The following is a 21,552-nucleotide window of genomic DNA, read 5'->3' on the forward strand; positions in this document are numbered from 1 at the left end:
CTCGCCCGAGGGGACCCACTCGACCCCAAGCAAGCAGACAGGACCGACAATGACCTCTTCCAGCGTTCCCAGCGTCAAGCTGCTCATCAACGGCGAATTCGTCGAATCCACGACCCAGCAGTGGCGTGACGTGGTCAACCCGGCCACCCAGCAAGTGCTGGCCCGCGTGCCCTTCGCCACCTTTGATGAAATGAACGCCGCCGTGGCCAGCGCCGCCGCCGCCTTCAAGACCTGGCGCAAGACGCCGATCGGCGCCCGCGCGCGGATCTTCCTCAAGTACCAGCAGCTGATCCGCGAGAACATGCAGGAGCTGGCGGCGCTGCTCAGCGCCGAACAGGGCAAGACCCTCCCGGACGCCGAGGGCGACGTGTTCCGCGGCCTGGAAGTGGTCGAGCATGCGGCCAATATCGGCAGCCTGCAGATGGGCGAGCTGGCCAATAACGTCGCCGGCGGCGTCGACACCTACACCCTGCACCAGCCGCTGGGCGTGTGCGCCGGCATCACCCCGTTCAATTTCCCGGCGATGATCCCGCTGTGGATGTTCCCCATGGCCATCGCCACCGGCAACACCTTCGTCCTCAAGCCGTCCGAACAGGACCCCATGGTGACCATGCGCCTGGCCGAACTGGCGCTGGAGGCCGGGGTACCGGCCGGCGTGCTCAACGTCATCCACGGCGGCGCCGAGGCGGTCAACCTGCTCTGCGACCACCCGGACATCAAGGCGGTGTCCTTCGTCGGCTCGACCCAGGTCGGCACCCACGTCTACAACCGCGCCACCGCCAACGGCAAGCGCGCCCAGTGCATGATGGGGGCGAAGAACCACGCCATCGTGCTGCCCGACGCCAACAAGCAGCAGACCCTCAACAACCTGCTCGGCGCCGCCTTCGGCGCCGCCGGCCAGCGCTGCATGGCGCTGTCGGTGGCGATCCTGGTCGGCGAGGCGCAGAGCTGGCTGCCGGAGCTGATCGAGAAGAGCAAGACCCTCAAGGTCGGCGCCGGCAGCGAGCCGGGCACCGATGTCGGCCCGGTGATCTCCTGCGCCGCCCTGGACCGGGTCAGCGGCCTGATCGCCCGCGGCGTCGAGGAAGGCGCCGAACTGGTACTGGACGGGCGCAACCCGCAGGTGCCCGGCTACCAGGACGGCAACTTCGTCGGCCCGACCATCTTCGCCGGCGTCACCGCCGAGATGAGCATCTATAGGGAAGAGATCTTCGGCCCGGTGCTGTGCGTGATGCACGCCAAGACCCTGGACGAGGCGATCGAGCTGATCAACGCCAACCCCAACGGCAACGGCACCGCCCTGTTCACCCGCTCCGGCGCCGCCGCCCGCCGCTTCCAGGAAGACATCGACGTCGGTCAGGTGGGCATCAACGTGCCGATCCCGGTGCCGGTGCCGCTGTTCTCCTTCACCGGCTCGCGCGCCTCCAAGCTCGGCGACCTGGGTCCCTACGGCAAACAGGTGGTGCAGTTCTACACCCAGACCAAGACCGTCACCCAGCGCTGGTTCGACGAAGACGAAGCCGGCGGCGCGGTCAACACCACCATCACCCTCAAGTAAGGCAAGTGGGCCGGCCTGGAGAGCCTGTTCACGATCTCGCGAGCTAGCGCCATGCAAGGCGAAAACAGGCGAGGAAGCGGAGTTTACGAGCTGTAAATGAGCATTCCGAGCCTGTTTTCAACGCAGCAGGGCCAACGCGCAGCAGATCATGGGCAGGCTCTGGGGCCGTCCCCTCGGGAGCAATCACCATGAACTACCAAACCCTGCTGGTCGAGGTGCGCGACCGGGTCGGCCTGATCACCCTCAACCGGCCGCAGGCGCTCAACGCCCTGAACAGCCAGCTGATCGCCGAGCTGAATCTGGTGCTCGACGGCCTGGAGGCCGACCCCGAGGTCGGCTGCATGGTCATCACCGGTTCGGCCAAGGCCTTCGCCGCCGGCGCCGACATCAAGGAGATGGTCGACAAGCGCTACCCGCAGATCTACCTCGACGACTTCTTCGCCGCCGCCGACCGCATCGGCAACCGGCGCAAGCCGCTGATCGCCGCGGTGGCCGGCTATGCCCTGGGCGGCGGCTGCGAGCTGGCGCTGATGTGCGACTTCATCTACGCCGCCGACAACGCCCGCTTCGGCCTGCCGGAGCTGAGCCTGGGGGTCATCCCCGGCATCGGCGGCACCCAGCGCCTGACGCAGGCCCTGGGCAAGGCCAAGGCCATGGAACTGTGCCTGACCGGCCGCCAGCTGGGCGCCGAGGAAGCCGAACGCGCCGGCCTGGTGGCCCGGGTGCTGCCCGCCGCCGAGCTGCTCGAGCAGACCCTGGAGACCGCCCGCGGCATCGCCGCCAGGTCGCTGCCGGCCACCCTGCTGGTCAAGGAATGCGTGAACCGCGCCTGCGAACTCGGCCTCAGCGAGGGCGTGCGCTTCGAGCGCCGGGTGTTCCACTCGCTGTTCGGCAGCCACGACCAGAAGGAAGGCATGCGCGCCTTCGTGGAAAAGCGCCCGGCCAACTTCCAGCACCGCTGAGTCCCCCCCTTTACAAAGGTATCCACCATGCACATAGGTTTTCTCGGTCTCGGCAACATGGGCGGCCCCATGGCCCGCAACCTGCTCAAGGCCGGCCACAGCGTCATCGTCTATGACCCGTCCGCCCAGGCTGTCGCCGCCCTCGCGGAAGCCGGCGCCAGCACCGCCGCCTCGCCTGCCGCGGTGGCCCAGGCGCCGGTCGCGGCCATCGTCACCATGCTGCCGGCCGCCGCCCAGGTGAAGCAGGTCTACCTGGGCCAGGACGGCCTGCTGGCCCATGTCGCGCCAGGCGTGCTACTGATCGACAGCTCGACCATCGACCCGCTCAGCGCCCGCGAGGTGGCAGCCCAGGCAGCCAAGCAGGGCAACCCCATGCTCGATGCGCCGGTCTCCGGCGGCACCGGCGGCGCCGCGGCCGGCACCCTGACCTTCATGGTCGGCGGCTCGGCCAGTGCCTTCGACCAGGCCGGGCCGATCCTCTCGGCCATGGGCAAGAACCTGGTCCACTGCGGCGACAGCGGCAACGGCCAGGTGGCCAAGATCGCCAACAACATGCTGCTCGGCATCTCCATGGTCGGCGTCGCCGAAGCCATGGCCCTGGGCGTGTCCCTGGGCATGGATGCCAAGGTGCTGGCCGGGATCATCAATACCTCCAGCGGCCGCTGCTGGAGTTCGGAGATCAACAACCCGTTCCCCGGCGTGCTCGACAACGCCCCGGCGTCGCGCGGCTACAGCGGCGGCTTCGGCACCGACCTGATGCTCAAGGACCTCGGCCTGGCCACCGAGGCAGCCAAGCACGCGCGCCAGCCGGTGCTGCTCGGCGCCGCCGCCCAGCAGCTGTACCAGAGCTTCAGCCTGCAGGGCCATGGCGGCCTGGACTTCTCCGCCATCATCAAGCTGTACCGCCGCGAGGCCGAGGCATGAGCGGCGTCGAAGCGCCGGTGCTGACCGAGGTCCGCAACCGCATCGGTCACCTGACGCTGAACCGGCCGAGCGGGCTGAACGCCCTGACCCTGCCCATGGTGCGCCTGCTGCTGCAACAGCTGCATGCCTGGGAGCGCGATCCCCAGGTGCTCGCCGTGGTCCTGCGCGGCAGCGGCGAGAAGGCCTTCTGCGCCGGCGGCGACATCCGCATGCTGTACGACAGCTACACCGGCGGCAGCAACCAGCACGAGCTGTTCCTCGAGGAGGAATACGCCCTCGACCAGTACCTGCACGGCTACCCCAAGCCGGTGCTGGCGCTGATGGACGGCTACGTGCTCGGCGGCGGCATGGGCCTGGCCCAGGCCGCCTCGCTGCGGGTGGTCACCGAGCGCACGCGGATGGGCATGCCGGAAGTCGCCATCGGCTTCTTCCCGGACGTCGGCGGCAGCTACTTCCTGCCCAGGCTGCCCGGCCAGCTGGGCTTCTACCTGGGTCTCACCGGCCTCCAGGTCGGTGCCACCGACGCCCTCTATGCCGGGCTGGCCGACCATTGCCTGAACAGCGAGCGACTGGCCGAGTTCGACCAGGCACTGGACCGTCTGAACTGGTCGGCGTCGCCGCTGCAGAGCCTGCAGCAGTTGCTCGCCAGCATGGCGTACGGCGAGCTGCCCGCCGGCGAGCTGGCGCCCCTGCGCCAGGCCATCGACGACTACTTCGCCCTGCCCGACCTGGCGACGATCCGCAGCGCCCTGCTGGCCGAGCCACGCCCCGAGCTGCAGGCCTGGGCGCAGGCGACCGTGCAGGTGCTCGACAGCCGCTCGCCGCTGGCCATGGCGGTGACCCTGGAGCTGCTGCGGCGCGGCCGCCAATTGCCCCTGGCCGACTGTTTCGCCCAGGAACTGCACCTGGACTACCAGTGGTTCGCCAAGGGCGACCTGGTCGAAGGCATACGGGCGCTGATCGTCGACAAGGACAAGCGCCCGCGCTGGAGCCCGCCGTCCCTGGCCGAGCTGGATCAACAGCGGGTCCAGGCCTTCTTCGACGGTTTTCGCAGCGCCGCCAGCCACCCCCTGCCCCACGCCTGAAGGGCGCGCCCAGAACAGAGGAGACCGCTGCCATGCACGACAGCCAATTGACCGAAGAACAACGCATGATCCGCGATATGGCCCGCGACTTCGCCCGCAGCGAGGTCGCGCCCCACGCCCAGGCCTGGGAGAAAGCCGGCTGGCTCGACGACGCCGTGGTGGCGCAGATGGGCGAGCTGGGCCTGCTCGGCATGGTGGTGCCGGATGACTGGGGCGGCAGCTACACCGACTATGTGGCCTACGCCCTGGCCGTGGAGGAAATCTCCGCCGGCGACGGCGCCCTCGGCGCACTGATGAGCATCCACAACTCGGTTGGTTGCGGGCCCTTGCTGAAGTACGGCAGCGAGGCGCAGAAGCGCACCTGGCTGCCGCTGTTGGCCAGCGGCCAGGCGATCGGCTGCTTCTGCCTGACCGAGCCCCAGGCCGGCTCCGAGGCGCACAACCTGCGCACCCAGGCGGTGCTCGACGGCGAGGAGTGGGTGCTCAACGGCGCCAAGCAGTTCGTCAGCAACGGCCAGCGCGCCAAGCTGGCCATCGTCTTCGCGGTGACCGACCCGGCGCTGGGCAAGAAGGGCCTGTCGGCCTTCCTGGTACCGACCGAGACCCCGGGTTTCGTGGTCGAACGCAGCGAACACAAGATGGGCATCAAGGCCTCCGACACCTGCGCGGTGACCCTGGCCGACTGCCGCATCCCCGTCGCCAACCTGCTCGGCGAGCGCGGCAAGGGCCTGGCCATCGCCCTGTCCAACCTCGAGGGCGGACGCATCGGCATCGCCGCCCAGGCCCTGGGCATCGCCCGCGCTGCCTTCGAGGCAGCCCTGGCCTATGCCCGCGAGCGCGTGCAGTTCGGCAAGCCGATCGCCGAACACCAGAGCGTGGCCAACCTGCTGGCCGACATGCACACTCAGCTCAACGCCGCGCGCCTGCTGATCCACCAGGCCGCACGGCTGAAAAGCGCCGGCCTGCCCTGCCTGTCCGAGGCCTCCCAGGCCAAGCTGTTCACTTCGGAGATGGCCGAGCGGGTGTGCTCCAAAGCCATGCAGATCCACGGCGGCTACGGCTACCTGGAAGACTTCCCGGTGGAACGCTACTACCGCGATGCGCGCATCACCCAGATCTACGAAGGCTCTAGCGAAATCCAGCGCCTGCTGATCGCCCGCGAGCTGGCGCACTACCCGCTGTAGTGGCCAAAGCGCTCGGGCAAACCGAGCGCTGGCGACCTGGGTTTTCCGCGCCCGGGGCGCCATGCTCGGCATCCACCCACAGAGTTCGTACCACCATGCCCGCCAGCCAGCGCCTGCCCGTTCCTTCCCGTTACCAGACCACCCGCAGCCAGGCGCTGCAGCTGTTCGCCGAGCGCGGCTTCAGCCGGGTCAGCATGCGCGAGCTGGCCGACTACCTGGGCATCCGGCCGGGCTCGCTCTACCACCATATCGAGAGCAAAGAAGCACTGCTGTTCGAGTTGGTCGAGGAGCTTTACGAAGAGCTGCTGCACGGTGCCCAGCTGATCAAACGCCGGCTCGGCTCACCCGCCGAGCACCTGCATGGAATGCTTGAGGCCCACCTGCGCCTGCACGCCAGCATGGGCGAGCACTTTCGCCTCGCCGAATACGACGGCCACTGCCTGGGCGAAGAACAGCAGGCACGGATTGGTGCCCTGCGCGAGCGCTATGAGCGGCTGTTGGCCGACTGCGTGGAACGCGTTACCGGGCAAGCGCTCGGCAACAGCCGGCGCGCGGCGCTGAGCGGCGTCGTCAGCCTGCTCAACCAGCTGCCGGCCTGGGTCCAGACGCCGCGCCTGAGCCCCCAGGCACACCTGGATCTGCTCGGCGACATGGCGATGAGCGCCCTGCAGGGCGCCTTGCGTGCCCCCCTGGACTGAGGGCTGCGGCGAAATCAGCGGCCTTCGGGAACTTCCGCCAGGGCGGCGCGGCAACGCTCTTCGGCGGTGTCCAGCTCCAGTTGCATCTGCTGGATATCGAGCAGCTGCTGCTCCAGTTGCGCGCGGCGCTCGGTGATCTTGTCCAGGAAGGTATCCAGCTGCTTGCGGTTGCCGAGGCTCGGGTCGTACAGCTCGATCAGCTCCTTGCACTCGGCCAGGGAGAAACCGATGCGCTTGCCCCGCAGGATCAGCTTCAGCGCCACCCGGTCCTTGGGCGTGTAGATCCGCTCCTGGCCGCGCCGGGTGGGTGACAGCATGCCCTGCTCTTCGTAGAAACGAATGGTGCGGGTGGTCACGTCCAACTCGCGCGCCAGTTCGGAAATGCTGTAGGTCTTGGCGGTCATGCTTGATCCTTGGTCGATTGGCCTCAAACGATGCCGCACACGGGTCCGCGCGGCATGGGCTCATGGCTCTAAGCGGTGAAACGCTAACAACTCATTACGTTAACGTCAACGCAACGACTCGCCCAGGCGCCTGGGGATAGACGCGAAAAAAAGCCGGGCCACCAGGGCCCGGCAAAAGGACACACCAAGGAACGATCGGATCAATTGGAGCGCGCGGCCTTACCAGAGCGGCAGGCTGTAGCTGACGATGAAGCGGTTCTCGTCAAAATTGGTGCCGTAGTTGCTGCGGGTGGTGGCGTTGCGCAGGCGCAGGCCAAGGTTCTTCAGCGGGCCTTCCTGGAACACGTAGGCGAGATCGGTGTCGCGCTCCCAGGTCTTGCCCTCGCTCAGGCCGACGCCGCGGTCGACGTTGTCGCCGGACAGGTAGCGGGTCATCAGGCTCAGGCCGGGAACGCCGACACTGGCGAAGTCGAAGTCGTAGCGCAGCTGCCAGGAGCGCTCGTCCTGGTTGCCGAAGTCGTTGATCTGCACCAGGTTGACCAGCGCGTTGTCGGCGCCGTTGACGTAGGCGAAGCCGGTGTCGCCGGACAGGCGCTGGTAGCCGGCGGTGAAGCCATGGCCGCCCAGGCGGTAGGTGAACAGCGCACCGAAGGCGTCGTTGTCGACGTTGCTACCGCCATCGTCGGTGGAGCGGGCGAAACGGATGTCCGACTTGAAGCTCTGCCCCTCGCCCAGCGCCACCTGGTGCACCAGGTTGACCAGGTGCTGCTTGTAGATGCCGTCGAGGCCGCCGTAGTAGTAGCTGGTGGCCAGCTCCGGGGTCCACTGGTAACGGCCACCGGCGAAGATGAATTCGTCGCTGGTCTTGGTGTTGCCCAGCACGATGTTGCGCTTGCCGCCGTTATAGACGGTCATCTCCTCGTTGTCCGAGGAGTCGCGCAGGTTGACCCGGTCGATACGGCCGAGGTCGAGGCTCAGGCCCTCGATTTCGTTGCTGTTGAGCCAGGCGCCGCGGAAGGTCTGCGGCAGCAGGCGGCTGTCGTTGCGCATCAACGCCGGCAGCACCGGCTGCAGGGTGCCGAGTTTGAGGGTGCTGTTAGAGGCACGCAGCTTGGCGGTCAGGCCGGCCTCGCCGTACTCGTCCTGGGCACGCTTGGGCGCCTCGCGGTCGCTCTTGAGGATGCCGGTGCCGACCCGGTCCGGGCTGGAGTCGAGCTTGATGCCGAGCAGGCCGATGGCGTCGACGCCGAAGCCGATGGGCCCGTCGGTGTAGCCGGACTCGAAGCGCAGCATGAAGCCCTGGGCCCACTCCTCGGCCTTGGCCTGTTTGGCGCCGTGCTGGCGGAAGTCGCGGTTCATGTAGAAGTTGCGGGCATCCAGCACGCCCTTGCTGTCGTCGACGAAGGCGGCCGATGCCGGCGCGCTGAACGCGACCGCCGCGGCGATGCCGGACAGCAAAAACACCCGGGTAGGACGAAGTACGTACATAGGTCTCTCTTCTGTAGGAGGATAGTGCCGCGCCCATGCTTGTTGACGGCGTCGCACTACCCGGCGGCCGGCAAAACCGGCCCGTTACCCACGGGCTTTGCCGTGGCGTCTAGACAACCTGGTCGAGCACTCGGCCAGGCGAATCAGGCAAACAATCCCCCGGGGCGCGGATCAGGATCCGCACCCAGCACAGTCAACGGGGGGAACTGGTTTAGAAGTTGCGCCTGGCCAGCTTGAGCACCCAGCCGACGATACCGACCCGGAACAACAGCACGCAGGTGACGAAGATCGCCCCAAGGATCACGTGCACCCACTCGCCCAGCGGGCCGTTGGACAGGTAGCTCTGCAGGGTGACCACCACGCCGGCGCCGACCACCGGGCCGAACACGGTGCCGACGCCGCCGAGCAGGGTCATCAGGATCACCTCGCCGGACATGTGCCAGTGCGCGTCGGTCAGCGAGGCCAGCTGGAACACCACGGTCTTGGTCGATCCGGCCAGGCCGGTAAGGGCCGCGGAGATGACGAAGGCCAGCAGCTTGTGGGCGTCGACGTTGTAGCCCAGGGAGATGGCCCGAGGCTCGTTCTCGCGGATCGCCTTGAGCACCTGGCCATAGGGCGAATGGATGGTGCGCTGGATCACCGCGAAGCCGAACACGAACACCGCCAGGACGAAGTAGTACAGGGTCAGGTTGTCGCCCAGGTCGAACAGCCCGAACAACTGGCCGCGCGGCACCCCCTGCAGACCGTTCTCGCCACCGGTGAACGGCGCCTGGACGAAGATGAAGAACACCAGTTGCGCCAGCGCCAGAGTGATCATGGCGAAATAGATGCCCTGGCGGCGGATCGCCAGCAGGCCGAACAGCAGGCCCAGCACGGCGCTGGCCAGGGTGCCGGCGAGTATCCCCAGCTCGGTGCCGAGGCCCGTGTAGTGGCTGAGCACGAAGCCGGTGACATAGCCGCCGCTGGCGAGGAAGGCGGCATGGCCGAACGACAGCAGGCCGGCATAGCCGAGCAACAGATTGAAGGCGCAGGCGAACAGGGCGAAGCACAACAGCTTCATCAGGAACACCGGGTACACCGCCAGCGGGGCGACCAGGGCGACGCCCAGCAGCGCCAGGTAGAACCACTGTTTGCGCCGCTGCGCCGCCTGCTGGCGCTCGCGCACCGCCTGCGGTTGCAGCGCCAGGCTGTCCTGCTTGATATGCAGACTGGTCATGCTCATGCCTCCTTCCCGAACAGTCCCGCGGGACGCATCAACAGCACCAGCACCATGACCAGGAACACGATGGTGTTGGCCGCCTCCGGATAGATCACCTTGGTCAGCCCCTCGATCAGGCCCATGGCCAGGCCGGTGACAATGGCGCCCATGATCGAGCCCATGCCGCCGATCACCACCACCGCGAACACCACGATCAGCAGGTTGGCGCCCATGGTCGGGGTGACCGAATAGATGGGCGCGGCCAGCACCCCGGCGAACGCCGCCAGCGCCGCCCCGTAGCCATAGGTCAGGGTGATCAGCAGCGGCACATTGATGCCGAAGGCCTGCATCAGCTTGGGATTCTCGGTACCGGCGCGCAGGTAGGAACCCAGGCGGGTACGCTCGATCATGTACCAGGTGGCCAGGCACACCACTAGCGCCGCCACCACCACCCAGGCGCGGTAGGTGGGCAGGAACATGAAGCCCAGGTTGTAGCCGCCCTTGAGCAGTTCGGGCATCGGGTAGGATAGCCCGGAGACGCCGAACAGCTTGACGAAACAACCCTCGACGATCAGCGCCAGGCCGAAGGTCAGCAGCAGCCCGTAGAGGTGATCCTCACCGGCGATCCGCCGCAACAGGCCGCGCTCGATGAGCACACCCAGGGCACCGACCAGCAGCGGCGCCAGCATCAGGGCCACCCAGTAGTTGACCCCCAGGTAGTTCAGGCCCAGCACCGCGACGAAGGCCCCAAGCATGTACTGGGCGCCGTGGGCGAAGTTGATGATCCGCAGCAGACCGAAGATGATCGCCAGGCCCAGGCTGAGCAAGGCATAGAAGGCGCCGTTGATCAGGCCGAGCAGCAACTGGCCGAGCAGCACGCTCAGCGGAATGCCGAATACCATAGTCATGATTGTCTACCCGCTGTAAGTCCATGACACCCGGCTGCAGGCAGCCGGGTGAGTCGCTGGGGTCAACTGTCGATCAGTTCTTCGCCAGCAGCTTGCACTGACTGGCCGCCAGCGGACGGAAGGCCTCGTCGCCCGGAATGGTGCGCAGGATCTTGTACAGGTCCCATTCGCCCTTGGACTCGGCCGGGGTCTTGACCTGGGCCAGGTACATGTCGTGGACCATGCGGCCGTCGGCGCGGATATGGCCATTCTTGGCGAACATGTCGTTGACCGGCGTCGCCATCATCTGCGCACGCACCGCCTGGGTATCGTCGCTGCCGGCGGCCTTGACGGCGTTCAGGTAATGCAGGGTGGCCGAGTAGATGCCCGCGGGCACCATGCCGGGCATGCTGCCGACGCGGTCCTGGTAACGCTTGGCCCAGGCGCGGGTCTCGTCGTTGAGGTCCCAGTACCAGCCAGTGGTCAGCTTCAGCCCCTGGGTCACGTCCAGGCCCATGGCGTGGATGTCGTTGAGGAACACCACCATGCCGGCCAGTTGCTGGCCGGACTGGACCACACCGAACTGGTTGGCGGTCATCAGCGAGTTGACCGTGTCGGCACCGGCGTTGGCCAGGGCGATCACGTCGGCGCCGGAACCCTGGGCCTGGAGGATGTAGGAGGAGAAGTCGCTGCTCGGGAACGGATGACGCACCTTGCCCAGCACCGCCCCGCCGTCACCCTCGACCACCCGGGAAATGTCGCCCTCCATCGCATGGCCGAAGGCGTAGTCGGCGGTGAGGATGAACCAGTTCTTGCCACCGCCGGCCAGCACCGCCTTGGCCGTGCCGTTGGCCAGCGCGTAGGAGTCGTAGGTCCAGTGCACATGGTTGGGCGAGCAGAACTCGTCGGTCAGGCTGGAGGCCGCCGCGCCGGAGATCAGCGCGAGCTTGCCGGACTGCTCCACCACCTTGCTCGCCGCCAGCACCACCGAGGAGGCGACCAGGCCGGTGACCATGTCGACATTGCGCTCATCGACCCACTGGCGCACGGTGTTGGCGCCGACATCCGGCTTGTTCAGGTCGTCGGCGCTGAAGATCACGATCTTCTTGCCGTCGATCTGGCCGCCGAAGTCCTCGACCGCCATCTTCAGCGCTTCCAGGCCACCGGGCCCGGACAGGTCACGGTAGGTGCCGGACATATCGGCCAGGTAGCCGATGCGGATCTCGTCGTCGCTGAGCTGGGCCTGGGCCGCGCCGGCGACCAGGCTGGAGGAGAGGATGGCGCTTGCAGTCTTCTTGAGCAGATTCATCGGGTTTACCTTCCACGGTTATTGTTGTTGTAGCGGGCAAAGCGACCCCGAGCCGGCGGGTTTGGGCCGCGCCGTACTGGATGCCTCGGGGGGTGAAAGCGGAATCAGACGCCCAGGCAGCTGTGCAGCAGCTCCTGTTTGTGTGGCAATTCGGCGGCGCTGATTTCCTCGACGATCTGACCGTGATCCATCAGGTAATGGCGGTCAGCCAGGGGCGCGGCGAAGCGGAAGTTCTGCTCCACCAGCACTATGGTCAGGCCCTTGTCCTTGAGCTTGATCAGCACCTCGGCCAGCTTCTGCACGATCACCGGGGCCAGGCCCTCGGTGATCTCGTCGAGCAGCAGCAGGTTGGCGCCGGTGCGCAGGATCCGCGCCATCGCCAGCATCTGCTGCTCGCCGCCGGACAAGCGGGTGCCCTGGCTGAAACGCCGCTCGTAGAGGTTGGGGAACATCTCGTAGATCTCGTCCAGGCTCATGCCGCCGCTGCGCACCATGGGCGGCAACAGCAGGTTTTCCTCGACGTTGAGACTGGCGAAGATGCCGCGCTCCTCAGGGCAGAACCCGACGCCCAGGCGCGGTATCAGGTGGGCGGCAATGCCCAGGGTCTCGTTGCCATTGACCATGATCGAGCCGGTACGCCGGCCCACCAGGTTCATGATCGCCCGCAGCGTGGTGGAGCGGCCCGAGCCGTTGCGCCCGAGCAGGGTCACCAGCTCGCCGCGGCGTACCAGCAGGTCGATGCCGTGGAGGATGTGCGACTCACCATAAAAGGCATGCAGGTCGCTGACCCGCAGCTGTTCGTAATTAGGGGTTTGCAGGCTGGTCATGCATGGGCCTCCTCAAGGACGGCCGCTTCGCTGCCCAGGTAGGCCTCGCGCACCTGGGGGTTGGCCGAGACACTGGCATAGTCGCCCTCGGCGAGGATCGCGCCCCGGGCCAGTACGGTGATGCGATCGCACAACTGGCTGACCACGCTGAGGTTGTGTTCGACCATCAGCACCGTGCGCCCCACCGCGGCGCGGCGTACCAGGCCGATGACCATCTCCACGTCCTCGCCGCCCATGCCCTGGGTCGGCTCATCGAGCAGCAGCACGGTCGGCTCCAGCGCCAGGGTGGTGGCCAGCTCCAGGGCCCGCTTGCGCCCATAGGGCAACTCGATGGTCAGGGTGTCGGCGAATGCCAGCAGGCCCACCTCGTCGAGCATTTGCAGGGCGCGCTCGTTGAGGGCCTCCAGGCTGCGCTCGGGCTTCCAGAAGTGGAAGGAGTTGCCCAGTTTGCGTTGCAGGGCCACGCGCACGTTCTCCAACACACTCATGTGGCCGAACACCGCGGAAATCTGGAAGGAGCGCACCAGGCCGAGACGGGCAATCTCGTTCGGCTGCAGGCCGGTGATCGGCTTGCCCTGATAGAGAATCTCGCCACGGCTGGGCGCAAGGAACTTAGTGAGCAGGTTGAACACCGTGGTCTTGCCCGCTCCGTTGGGCCCGATCAAGGCGTGGATGTGGCCCTTCTGGACACGCAGATCGACCGAATCCACCGCGGTGAAGCCGCGAAACTCCTTGGTCAATCCCCGTGTTTCCAATACGAACTCTGGTGACATGTGGAGCCCTCTAACCATGATTGTTGTTATCGGTTATGGCGCTGCTGACACTATTCCCTTTACGTAAACGAAAACACTATACAAAGGTCTAATTTCGACCGCTTGGTCTAAATCAGACTAAAAGAGCCCCATCAGGCGTCGACCGATGTCAGGTCTTGTCCACTCCCTGCCTGGGGCCAGGGGGGCGAAATCGAGTATAGGCAGGCGTTATTAAATTAATAACGAGCAAAATATCAGGTGCGTTGTGCGTAAATATCGTATCGATCCCAGCCGCCTTTATCACCGCGCTAGCCTGCGCCAATGTCCTCAAAGGCACGCCGGGAAGCCGCAAAGGCGCCCTCGCCTTCGCGCCGATGGGCACTACCGCTTGTGCTGCACGCTCAGCGCAGCGCCCTGGGCACGCGGCCCATCAGGTAGAACTCGTCATTGGGCGGGGTACCGGCCAGGGACACCAGGCGGTTGGACAGACTGAAGAACGCGGTGATGGCGCCGATGTCCCAGATGTCGTCCAGGCTGAAGCCGACCGCCTGCAGGCGCGCCTGCCAATCGCCATCCAGGCCGCCACGCTCGAGGCCGACGTGAAAGGCGAAATCGAGCATCAGCCGCTGGCGCTCGCCGATTGGCGCGGTGCGGTGGTTGACCGCCACCTGATCGGCCAGCAGCGGGTCCTTGCTGTAGATGCGCAGCACCGCGCCATGGGCCACCACGCAGTACAGACAACCGTGGCGGGCACTGGTGGCGACCACGATCATTTCCTTTTCCGCCGGCGTCAGGCTGTCGGATTCGCGCTCCATCAGGGCGTCATGGTAGGCGAAGAAGGCGCGAAACTCGTCCGGGCGGTGGGCCAGCATGAGAAACACATGGGGCACGAAGCCGGCCTTTTCCTGCACGGCGAGAATCCGCTCGCGCAGTTCGTCCGGCAATTGCTCCAGGCTGTCGGGAAGCGGAAAGCGGCTGATCGGTGAGTTCATGGACGCCTCTATTCTATTTGTCGTTCTCAAAGTCTGGCAGCGGCACGCCAGCCACGGGTGGAGGCTTGACAGCCTGCGCCGCCAGCTTTACGTTAACGTAAAGGTATAGAGCCTGACAATCAACGCCACAGTCCGCCCCGACAACGACAATTCAAGGTGCCTTCCATGAGCTATCCGTCCCTCAACTTCGACCTCGGCGAGACCATCGACATGCTGCGCGATGCGGTCCATCAGTTCGCCCAGGCCGAACTGGCGCCGCGCGCCGCGCAGATCGACCGCGACAACGAGTTCCCCATGGACATGTGGCGCAAATTCGGCGACATGGGCCTGCTCGGCATGACCGTGGAAGAGGAATACGGCGGCACCAACATGGGCTACCTGGCCCACGTGGTGGCGATGGAAGAGATCAGCCGCGCTTCGGCCTCGGTCGGCCTGTCCTACGGCGCCCACTCCAACCTCTGCGTCAACCAGATTCGCAAGAACGGCAGCCACGAGCAGAAACTCACGTACCTGCCCAAGCTGTGCTCCGGCGAGCACGTCGGCGCCCTGGCCATGAGCGAGCCGAATGCCGGCTCCGACGTGGTGTCGATGAAGCTGCGCGCCGAGAAGAAAGGCGACCGCTATGTGCTCAACGGCAACAAGATGTGGATCACCAACGGCCCGGATGCCAACACCTATGTGATCTATGCCAAGACCGACGTCAGCGCCGGCTCCCGTGGCATGACCGCCTTTATCGTCGAGCGCGACTTCAAGGGTTTCTCCCGCCACCAGAAGCTGGACAAGCTGGGCATGCGCGGTTCCAACACCTGCGAGCTGGTGTTCGAGGACTGCGAAGTGCCCGAAGAGAACATCCTCGGCGTCGAAGGCGGCGGTGTGCGCGTGCTGATGAGCGGCCTGGACTACGAGCGCACCGTGCTCTCCGGCGGCCCCACCGGGATCATGAGCGCCTGCATGGACGTGGTCCTGCCCTACGTGCACGAGCGCCAGCAGTTCAAGCAGTCGATCGGCGAGTTCCAGCTGGTGCAGGGCAAGCTGGCCGACATGTACGCCGGCATGAACGCCTCCAAGTCCTACCTGTACAACGTGGCCAAGGCCTGCGACCGCGGCGAGGAATCGCGCAAGGACGCCGCCGCGGTGATCCTCTACACCGCCGAGATGGCGACCAAGATGGCCCTGGACACCATCCAGCTGCTCGGCGGCAACGGCTACACCAACGAGTATCCGGCCGGGCGCCTGCTGCGCGACGCCAAGCTCTACGAGATCGGCGCCGGCACCAGCGAAATCCGCCGCATGCTGATCGGCCGCGAGCTGTTCAACGAGACCAAGTAAGGCATTCGCCTGTCGTAGGGTGGAAAAGGCCTGCGGCCTTTTCCACCAGAGGATCTATCGGTGGAAAACCGCGTCGCGGGTATTCCACCCTACGGGAGCCCCCGCATGGCCATCCTGCATACCCAGATCAACACCCGTTCGCCGGAGTTCGCCGCCAATGCCGCGGCCATGCTCGATCAGGTGAACGACCTCCGTGCCCTCCTCGCCCGCATCCACGAAGGCGGCGGCGAGAAGGCCCAGCACCGCCACACCTCCCGCGGCAAGCTGCTGCCGCGCGAACGCATCAACCGCCTGCTGGACCTCGGCTCGCCCTTCCTCGAGATCGGCCAGCTGGCCGCCCATGAGGTCTACGGCGAAGAGGTGCCGGCCGCCGGCGTGGTCGCCGGCATCGGCCGCGTGGAAGGCGTCGAATGCATGATCGTGGCCAACGACGCTACGGTGAAGGGCGGCAGCTACTACCCGCTGACCGTGAAGAAGCACCTGCGCGCCCAGGCCATCGCCCGAGAGAACCGCCTGCCGTGCATCTACCTGGTCGACTCCGGCGGCGCCAACCTGCCGCGCCAGGACGAGGTGTTTCCCGACCGCGAGCACTTCGGCCGGATCTTCTTCAACCAGGCCAACATGAGCGCCATGGGCATCCCGCAGATCGCCGTGGTGATGGGTTCCTGCACCGCCGGCGGCGCCTATGTGCCGGCCATGGCCGACGAGGCCATCATGGTGCGCAACCAGGCGACCATCTTCCTGGCCGGGCCGCCGCTGGTGAAGGCCGCCACCGGCGAGGTGGTCAGCGCCGAGGACCTCGGCGGCGCCGACGTGCACTGCAAGACCTCGGGGGTCGCCGACCACTACGCCGACAACGACGAACACGCGCTGGCCCTGGCCCGCCGCAGCATCGCCAACCTCAACTGGCGCAAGCAGGGCGTGCTCAACAACCGCGAGCCGATCGCCCCGCTGTACCCGCTCGATGAGCTGTACGGGGTGATCCCGAGCGACGCCAAGCAGCCCTTCGACGTGCGCGAAGTGATCGCGCGGATCGTCGACGGCTCGGTGTTCGACGAGTTCAAGGCGCTGTTCGGCGCCACCCTGGTCTGCGGCTTCGCCCATATCCAGGGCTACCCGGTGGCGATCCTGGCGAATAACGGCATCTTGTTTGCGGAATCGGCGCAGAAAGGCGCGCACTTCATCGAACTGGCCTGCCAGCGCGGCATTCCCCTGCTGTTCCTGCAGAACATCACCGGCTTTATGGTCGGGCAGAAATATGAAGCGGGAGGGATTGCCAAGCATGGCGCCAAGCTGGTCAACGCGGTGGCCTGCGCCAGGGTGCCGAAGTTTACCGTGATCATCGGCGGCAGCTTCGGCGCCGGCAACTACGGCATGTGCGGCCGCGCCTACGATCCACGCTTCCTGTGGATGTGGCCGAACGCGCGGATCGGCGTGATGGGCGCCGAACAGGCCGCAGGCGTGCTGGTGCAGGTCAAGCACGAGCAGGCCGCCCGCGCCGGCCACGACTTCTCCGCCGAGGAGGAAGCCAAGCTCAAGCAGCCGATCCTCGAGCAGTACGAGCGCCAGGGCCACCCCTACTACTCCAGCGCACGGTTGTGGGACGACGGCGTCATCGACCCGGCGCAGACCCGCGAGGTGCTCGGCCTGGCGCTGTCCGCCAGCCTCAATGCACCGATCGAGCCGAGCACCTTCGGCGTGTTCCGCATGTAAGCCAGGGATTCGACCATGACCGACTTCAACACCCTACAGCTGGAAAAAGACCTGCGCGGCTTCGCCACCCTCTGGCTGAACCGCCCGGAGAAGAACAACGCCTTCAATGCCGAGATGATCCGCGAGCTGATCCTCGCCCTGGACCTGGTCAAGGACGACAAGGATCTGCGCTTTCTGCTGCTGCGCGGGCGCGGCAAGCATTTCTCCGCCGGCGCCGACCTGGCCTGGATGCAAGCCAGCGCCAAGCTCGATTACAACGCCAACCTGCACGACGCCCGCGAGCTGGCCGAGCTGATGTACAACCTGCACCGCCTGCCCATCCCCACCCTGGCGGTGGTCCAGGGCGCGGCCTTCGGCGGCGCGGTCGGCCTGGTCAGTTGCTGCGACATGGCCATCGGCGCTGCGGATTCACTGTTCAGCCTCTCCGAGGTGCGCATTGGCCTGGCGCCGGCGGTGATCAGCCCCTTCGTGGTCCAGGCCATCGGCGAACGGGCGGCGCGCCGCTACGCCCTGACCGCCGAGCGCTTCGGCGGCGAACGCGCCCGCGAACTGGGTCTGCTCGCCGAGTGCTGCCCGGCCGCGGAACTGGAGGCGACCGCCGAGCAATGGATCGCCAACCTGCTGCAGAACAGCCCGCAGGCCATGCAGGCCAGCAAGGACCTGCTGCGTGAAGTCGGCAGCGGCGTGCTGACCCCGGCCCTGCGCCGCTACACCGAGAACGCCATCGCCCGCATTCGCGTCAGCCCCGAAGGCCAGGAAGGCCTCAACGCCTTCCTCACTAAACGCCAACCCGCCTGGCAGGAGCCGCAAGCATGAGCACCCCTATCGACACATTGCTGGTGGCCAACCGCGGCGAGATCGCCTGCCGGGTGATGCGCACCGCCAAGGCCATGGGCCTGAAAACCGTGGCGGTGCACAGCGCCATCGACGCCAGCGCCCGCCACGTACGCGAGGCGGACATCGCCATCGACCTGGGCGGCGCCAAGCCGGCCGACAGCTACCTGCGCATCGACGCGCTGCTCAAAGCGGCCAAGGCCAGCGGTGCCCAGGCCATCCACCCCGGCTACGGCTTCCTCTCCGAGAACGCCGGCTTCGCCCGCGCCATCGAAGCCGCCGGATTGGTGTTCCTCGGCCCGCCCGCCTCCGCCATCGACGCCATGGGCAGCAAGTCGGCGGCCAAGGCCCTGATGGAGGCCGCCGGCGTACCCCTGGTGCCCGGCTACCATGGCGAGGCCCAGGACCTGGAGACCTTCCGCGCCGCCGCCGAGGTGATCGGCTACCCGGTGCTGCTCAAGGCCGCCGCCGGCGGTGGCGGCAAGGGCATGAAGGTGGTCGAACGCCAGGCCGACCTGGCCGAGGCCCTGGCCAGCGCCCAGCGCGAGGCGCAGTCGTCGTTCGGTGACGCGCGCATGCTGGTGGAGAAGTACGTACTCAAGCCGCGCCACGTGGAGATCCAGGTATTCGCCGACCAGCACGGCCACTGCCTGTACCTCAACGAACGCGACTGTTCGATCCAGCGCCGCCACCAGAAGGTGGTCGAGGAAGCCCCTGCCCCGGGCCTGACCCCGGAACTGCGCCGCGCCATGGGCGAGGCGGCGGTCAAGGCCGCCCAGGCCATCGGCTATGTCGGCGCCGGCACCGTGGAGTTCCTGCTGGACGAGCGCGGCGACTTCTTCTTCATGGAGATGAATACCCGGCTGCAGGTGGAACACCCGGTCACCGAGGCCATCACCGGCCTCGACCTGGTCGCCTGGCAGATCCGCGTCGCCCGTGGCGAGGCCCTGCCGCTGACCCAGGAGCAGGTGCCGCTGATCGGCCACGCCATCGAGGTGCGCCTGTACGCCGAAGACCCGGACAACGATTTTCTGCCCTCCACCGGCACCCTCGCCCTGTACCGCGAGGCCGGTGCCGGCCCCGGCCGCCGGGTCGACAGCGGCGTGGCCGAGGATGACCAGGTGTCGCCCTTCTACGACCCCATGCTGGGCAAGCTGATCGCCTGGGGCGACAACCGCGAGGAGGCGCGCCTGCGCCTGCTGGCCATGCTCGAGGAGACCGCCGTCGGCGGCGTGAAGACCAACCTGGCCTTCCTGCGCCGTGTGCTGGCCCACCCGGCCTTCGCCGAGGCAGAACTGGATACCGGCTTTATTCCGCGTCACGAGGCGCAGCTGCTGCCGCCCGCCGCCGAGTTGCCGGCCGAGTTCTGGCAGCTGGCCGGCGAAGCCTTCGTGCAAACTGAAGCCTTGCGGCGCAAGCACGAGGACTACCACTCGCCTTGGAGCGCCACCGCCGGCTGGCGTGCCGGCCTGCCGCGGGAGATCGACCTGCACCTGGCCTGCAACGGCGAAAGCCAGGTGGTGCGCCTGCGCCATGCGGCCGCCAGCAGCATCCGCCTGACCGGCGAGCGGTTGCAGGTCGAGCAGGACGGCCTGCGCCGCCAGCATCTGGCGGTGCGCCGCGGCGACAACCTGTACCTGGAGTTCCAGGGCGAGCTGCAGAGCGTCAGCCGGGTCGATCCGATCGCCGAGGCCGAGGCCAGCCACGCCCACCATGGCGGCCTGACCGCCCCCATGAACGGCGCCATCGTCCGCGTGCTGGTCGAGGCCGGCCAGGCGGTGGAAGCCGGGACCGCCCTGGTGGTATTGGAGGCGATGAAGATGGAGCACAGCATCCGCGCGCCCCATGCCGGCACGGTCAAGGCGCTGTACTGCGGCGAAGGCGAGATGGTCGCCGAGGGCAACGTGCTGGTGGAGCTGGACGAGGGCTGATAGCCGCCCGCGGGGTGGACAACGCGCAGCCTGTCCACCTCCGTGTGCGCTTCGGCGCGGCAAGACGGAGGAAAATGCTTCGCGGTTTTCCGCGGGGTGGCCATCCGCCCTACACCTGACCATTGCCCCGCCGCCGTACACGGCGCACCCTAGGGCAATCCCTGATAGACACGAGGACCCCAGATGAACCTGCCTACCTCCGTGCGCCTGGTCGAAGTCGGCCCCCGCGACGGTCTGCAGAACGAGAAACAACCGATCAACGTGGCCGACAAGGTGCGTCTGGTCGATGACCTGAGCGCCGCCGGCCTGTCCTATATCGAGGTCGGCAGCTTCGTCTCGCCCAAGTGGGTGCCGCAGATGGCTGGCAGCGCCGAGGTGTTCGCCGGTATCGCGCAGCGCCCGGGCGTCACCTACGCCGCCCTGACCCCCAACATGAAGGGCTTCGAGGCCGCCCTGGCGGCCGGGGTCAAGGAAGTCGCGGTGTTCGCCGCCGCCAGCGAGGCCTTCTCGCAGAAGAACATCAACTGCTCGATCGGCGAGAGCCTGGAACGCTTCCTGCCGCTGATGGACGCCGCCCGCCAGCACGACATCCGTGTGCGCGGCTATGTCTCCTGCGTGCTCGGTTGTCCCTACGAGGGCGAGGTCGATGCGCTGCAGGTCGCCCGCGTCGCCCGCGACCTGTTCGCCATGGGCTGCTACGAGGTGTCCCTGGGCGACACCATCGGCACCGGCACCGCTGGCGCCACCCGCCGGCTGATCGAAACGGTCGCCCAGTACGTTCCCCGCGAACGGCTGGCCGGGCACTTCCACGATACCTACGGCCAGGCACTGGCGAATATCTACGCCAGCCTGCTGGAGGGCATCGCCGTGTTCGACAGCTCGGTCGCCGGGCTGGGTGGCTGCCCCTACGCCAAGGGCGCGACCGGCAACGTCGCCACCGAAGACGTGCTGTACCTGCTCAACGGTCTGGGCATCGAAACCGGCATCGATCTGCAGCGACTGATCGCCGCCGGCGAACGAATCTGCTCGCTGCTGGGCAAGGACAATGGCTCGCGGGTCGCCAAGTCCTTCCTGGCCAAATGTCAGTAAGCGCCTTGTGCTGAAACGAAAACGCCGGCCCTGGGCCGGCGTTTTCACATCCGTACGACTCAGCGCTTGATGGCCAGCGCCACGCCCTGACCGCCGCCGATGCACAGGGTGGCCAGGCCTTTCTTGGCGTCACGCTTGATCATCTCGTGCAGCAGGGTCACCAGCACCCGGCAGCCGGAGGCGCCAATCGGGTGGCCCAGGGCGATGGCGCCGCCGTTGACGTTGACCTTGGCCGCATCCCAGCCCAGCTCCTGGCCGACCGCCAGGGCCTGGGCGGCGAAGGCCTCGTTGGCCTCGATCAGGTCGAGTTCGTCCAGTTGCCAGCCGGCCTTGTCCAGGCAGCGGCGGGTCGCCGAAACCGGGCCGATGCCCATGATCGCCGGATCGA

Annotated in this window: 18 protein-coding genes and 2 pseudogenes; 11 read left to right on the forward strand and 9 right to left on the reverse strand. The window is 67.0% G+C overall.

Annotated elements, in window-relative coordinates; genetic code table 11:
• The first annotated feature begins 49 nt into the window (after positions 1 to 49).
• The 6 genes and pseudogenes from AB5S05_RS19650 (at position 50) to AB5S05_RS19675 (ending at position 6,411) form a co-directional block, all read left to right on the forward strand.
• Positions 50 to 1,558 carry a CoA-acylating methylmalonate-semialdehyde dehydrogenase gene (locus tag AB5S05_RS19650; RefSeq protein ID WP_369289218.1) on the forward strand — a complete coding sequence of 503 codons (1,509 nt, stop codon included), beginning with the start codon at positions 50 to 52 and terminating at the stop codon, positions 1,556 to 1,558.
• Positions 1,559 to 1,746: 188 nt separating this feature from the next.
• Positions 1,747 to 2,520 (forward strand): enoyl-CoA hydratase, encoded by a 774-nt coding sequence (locus tag AB5S05_RS19655; protein WP_369289219.1) that lies wholly within the window; start codon positions 1,747 to 1,749, stop codon positions 2,518 to 2,520.
• Between the two features lie 24 nt (positions 2,521 to 2,544).
• A pseudogene (mmsB, locus tag AB5S05_RS19660) lies at positions 2,545 to 3,444 on the forward strand (3-hydroxyisobutyrate dehydrogenase); the annotation flags it as partial.
• Positions 3,441 to 4,529: an enoyl-CoA hydratase/isomerase family protein gene (locus tag AB5S05_RS19665; RefSeq protein WP_369289221.1), complete on the forward strand. Its 1,089-nt coding sequence runs from the start codon at positions 3,441 to 3,443 to the stop codon at positions 4,527 to 4,529. The pseudogene mmsB and the gene AB5S05_RS19665, both read left to right, overlap by 4 nt.
• Positions 4,530 to 4,561: 32 nt before the next feature.
• Positions 4,562 to 5,713: an acyl-CoA dehydrogenase family protein gene (locus AB5S05_RS19670; RefSeq protein ID WP_369289222.1), complete on the forward strand. Its 1,152-nt coding sequence runs from the start codon at positions 4,562 to 4,564 to the stop codon at positions 5,711 to 5,713.
• Between the two features lie 95 nt (positions 5,714 to 5,808).
• Positions 5,809 to 6,411 carry a TetR/AcrR family transcriptional regulator gene (locus AB5S05_RS19675; protein ID WP_369289223.1) on the forward strand — a complete coding sequence of 201 codons (603 nt, stop codon included), beginning with the start codon at positions 5,809 to 5,811 and terminating at the stop codon, positions 6,409 to 6,411.
• Between the two features lie 14 nt (positions 6,412 to 6,425).
• On the opposite strand, the gene AB5S05_RS19680 is transcribed toward AB5S05_RS19675, so the two are convergent.
• The 8 genes from AB5S05_RS19680 to AB5S05_RS19715 all read right to left on the reverse strand — a co-directional run bounded on the left by AB5S05_RS19680 (position 6,426) and on the right by AB5S05_RS19715 (position 14,268).
• Positions 6,426 to 6,815, reverse strand: a complete 390-nt coding sequence (locus AB5S05_RS19680) for a MerR family transcriptional regulator (protein WP_369289224.1) — start codon at positions 6,813 to 6,815, stop codon at positions 6,426 to 6,428.
• Positions 6,816 to 7,034: 219 nt separating this feature from the next.
• Positions 7,035 to 8,303 (reverse strand): OprD family porin, encoded by a 1,269-nt coding sequence (locus AB5S05_RS19685; protein WP_369289225.1) that lies wholly within the window; start codon positions 8,301 to 8,303, stop codon positions 7,035 to 7,037.
• A 211-nt stretch (positions 8,304 to 8,514) separates the two neighbouring features.
• Complete coding sequence (locus AB5S05_RS19690; protein ID WP_369289226.1) at positions 8,515 to 9,519, reverse strand: branched-chain amino acid ABC transporter permease; 1,005 nt, start codon at positions 9,517 to 9,519, stop codon at positions 8,515 to 8,517.
• Between the two features lie 2 nt (positions 9,520 to 9,521).
• Positions 9,522 to 10,409 (reverse strand): branched-chain amino acid ABC transporter permease, encoded by an 888-nt coding sequence (locus tag AB5S05_RS19695; protein WP_369289227.1) that lies wholly within the window; start codon positions 10,407 to 10,409, stop codon positions 9,522 to 9,524.
• A 73-nt stretch (positions 10,410 to 10,482) separates the two neighbouring features.
• Positions 10,483 to 11,697 (reverse strand): ABC transporter substrate-binding protein, encoded by a 1,215-nt coding sequence (locus AB5S05_RS19700; protein WP_369289228.1) that lies wholly within the window; start codon positions 11,695 to 11,697, stop codon positions 10,483 to 10,485.
• A 104-nt stretch (positions 11,698 to 11,801) separates the two neighbouring features.
• A complete protein-coding gene (locus tag AB5S05_RS19705) occupies positions 11,802 to 12,524 on the reverse strand; it encodes an ABC transporter ATP-binding protein (RefSeq protein ID WP_369289229.1) in 723 nt (240 codons plus the stop codon).
• The gene (locus AB5S05_RS19710) at positions 12,521 to 13,297 is read right to left on the reverse strand and encodes an ABC transporter ATP-binding protein (RefSeq protein WP_369289230.1); all 777 of its coding nucleotides are present in this window, start codon (positions 13,295 to 13,297) and stop codon (positions 12,521 to 12,523) included. The genes AB5S05_RS19705 and AB5S05_RS19710 overlap by 4 nt, the downstream gene beginning before the upstream one ends.
• Before the next feature lie 380 nt (positions 13,298 to 13,677).
• On the reverse strand, positions 13,678 to 14,268 hold the full coding sequence (locus tag AB5S05_RS19715) for a peroxidase-related enzyme (RefSeq protein ID WP_369289231.1): 591 nt from the start codon (positions 14,266 to 14,268) through the stop codon (positions 13,678 to 13,680).
• 165 nt (positions 14,269 to 14,433) lie between these two features.
• On the opposite strand from AB5S05_RS19715, the gene AB5S05_RS19720 reads away from it, so the two are divergent.
• From AB5S05_RS19720 to AB5S05_RS19740, 5 genes are all read left to right on the forward strand, one after another.
• Positions 14,434 to 15,597, forward strand: coding sequence for an isovaleryl-CoA dehydrogenase (locus tag AB5S05_RS19720; protein ID WP_369289232.1), 1,164 nt, complete (start codon positions 14,434 to 14,436; stop codon positions 15,595 to 15,597).
• Between the two features lie 105 nt (positions 15,598 to 15,702).
• Complete coding sequence (locus AB5S05_RS19725; RefSeq protein WP_369289233.1) at positions 15,703 to 17,310, forward strand: carboxyl transferase domain-containing protein; 1,608 nt, start codon at positions 15,703 to 15,705, stop codon at positions 17,308 to 17,310.
• A 15-nt stretch (positions 17,311 to 17,325) separates the two neighbouring features.
• On the forward strand, positions 17,326 to 18,126 hold the full coding sequence (locus AB5S05_RS19730; RefSeq protein ID WP_369289234.1) for a gamma-carboxygeranoyl-CoA hydratase: 801 nt from the start codon (positions 17,326 to 17,328) through the stop codon (positions 18,124 to 18,126).
• A complete protein-coding gene (locus tag AB5S05_RS19735; RefSeq protein ID WP_369289235.1) occupies positions 18,123 to 20,075 on the forward strand; it encodes an acetyl/propionyl/methylcrotonyl-CoA carboxylase subunit alpha in 1,953 nt (650 codons plus the stop codon). Before AB5S05_RS19730 ends, AB5S05_RS19735 begins: the two co-directional genes overlap by 4 nt.
• A gap of 183 nt (positions 20,076 to 20,258) precedes the next feature.
• Entirely contained in the window at positions 20,259 to 21,164 is a 906-nt protein-coding gene (locus AB5S05_RS19740; protein WP_369289236.1) for a hydroxymethylglutaryl-CoA lyase, read from the forward strand.
• A 59-nt stretch (positions 21,165 to 21,223) separates the two neighbouring features.
• On the opposite strand, the pseudogene AB5S05_RS19745 reads toward AB5S05_RS19740, so the two are convergent.
• Positions 21,224 to 21,552 (reverse strand): annotated as a pseudogene (locus AB5S05_RS19745) (acetyl-CoA C-acetyltransferase); the annotation flags it as partial.

This window comes from Pseudomonas zhanjiangensis (assembly GCF_041027545.1).
Taxonomy (GTDB): domain Bacteria; phylum Pseudomonadota; class Gammaproteobacteria; order Pseudomonadales; family Pseudomonadaceae; genus Aquipseudomonas; species Aquipseudomonas zhanjiangensis.

Excerpts from the sequence above, each read along its gene's own strand:
- AB5S05_RS19650 (WP_369289218.1), top strand. The coding sequence starts at position 50 with ATGACCTCTTCCAGCGTTCCCAGCGTCAAGCTGCTCATCAACGGCGAA.
- AB5S05_RS19655 (WP_369289219.1), top strand. The coding sequence starts at position 1,747 with ATGAACTACCAAACCCTGCTGGTCGAGGTGCGCGACCGGGTCGGCCTG.
- AB5S05_RS19665 (WP_369289221.1), top strand. The coding sequence starts at position 3,441 with ATGAGCGGCGTCGAAGCGCCGGTGCTGACCGAGGTCCGCAACCGCATC.
- AB5S05_RS19670 (WP_369289222.1), top strand. The coding sequence starts at position 4,562 with ATGCACGACAGCCAATTGACCGAAGAACAACGCATGATCCGCGATATG.
- AB5S05_RS19675 (WP_369289223.1), top strand. The coding sequence starts at position 5,809 with ATGCCCGCCAGCCAGCGCCTGCCCGTTCCTTCCCGTTACCAGACCACC.
- AB5S05_RS19680 (WP_369289224.1), bottom strand. The coding sequence starts at position 6,815 with ATGACCGCCAAGACCTACAGCATTTCCGAACTGGCGCGCGAGTTGGAC.
- AB5S05_RS19685 (WP_369289225.1), bottom strand. The coding sequence starts at position 8,303 with ATGTACGTACTTCGTCCTACCCGGGTGTTTTTGCTGTCCGGCATCGCC.
- AB5S05_RS19690 (WP_369289226.1), bottom strand. The coding sequence starts at position 9,519 with ATGACCAGTCTGCATATCAAGCAGGACAGCCTGGCGCTGCAACCGCAG.
- AB5S05_RS19695 (WP_369289227.1), bottom strand. The coding sequence starts at position 10,409 with ATGACTATGGTATTCGGCATTCCGCTGAGCGTGCTGCTCGGCCAGTTG.
- AB5S05_RS19700 (WP_369289228.1), bottom strand. The coding sequence starts at position 11,697 with ATGAATCTGCTCAAGAAGACTGCAAGCGCCATCCTCTCCTCCAGCCTG.
- AB5S05_RS19705 (WP_369289229.1), bottom strand. The coding sequence starts at position 12,524 with ATGACCAGCCTGCAAACCCCTAATTACGAACAGCTGCGGGTCAGCGAC.
- AB5S05_RS19710 (WP_369289230.1), bottom strand. The coding sequence starts at position 13,297 with ATGTCACCAGAGTTCGTATTGGAAACACGGGGATTGACCAAGGAGTTT.
- AB5S05_RS19715 (WP_369289231.1), bottom strand. The coding sequence starts at position 14,268 with ATGAACTCACCGATCAGCCGCTTTCCGCTTCCCGACAGCCTGGAGCAA.
- AB5S05_RS19720 (WP_369289232.1), top strand. The coding sequence starts at position 14,434 with ATGAGCTATCCGTCCCTCAACTTCGACCTCGGCGAGACCATCGACATG.
- AB5S05_RS19725 (WP_369289233.1), top strand. The coding sequence starts at position 15,703 with ATGGCCATCCTGCATACCCAGATCAACACCCGTTCGCCGGAGTTCGCC.
- AB5S05_RS19730 (WP_369289234.1), top strand. The coding sequence starts at position 17,326 with ATGACCGACTTCAACACCCTACAGCTGGAAAAAGACCTGCGCGGCTTC.
- AB5S05_RS19735 (WP_369289235.1), top strand. The coding sequence starts at position 18,123 with ATGAGCACCCCTATCGACACATTGCTGGTGGCCAACCGCGGCGAGATC.
- AB5S05_RS19740 (WP_369289236.1), top strand. The coding sequence starts at position 20,259 with ATGAACCTGCCTACCTCCGTGCGCCTGGTCGAAGTCGGCCCCCGCGAC.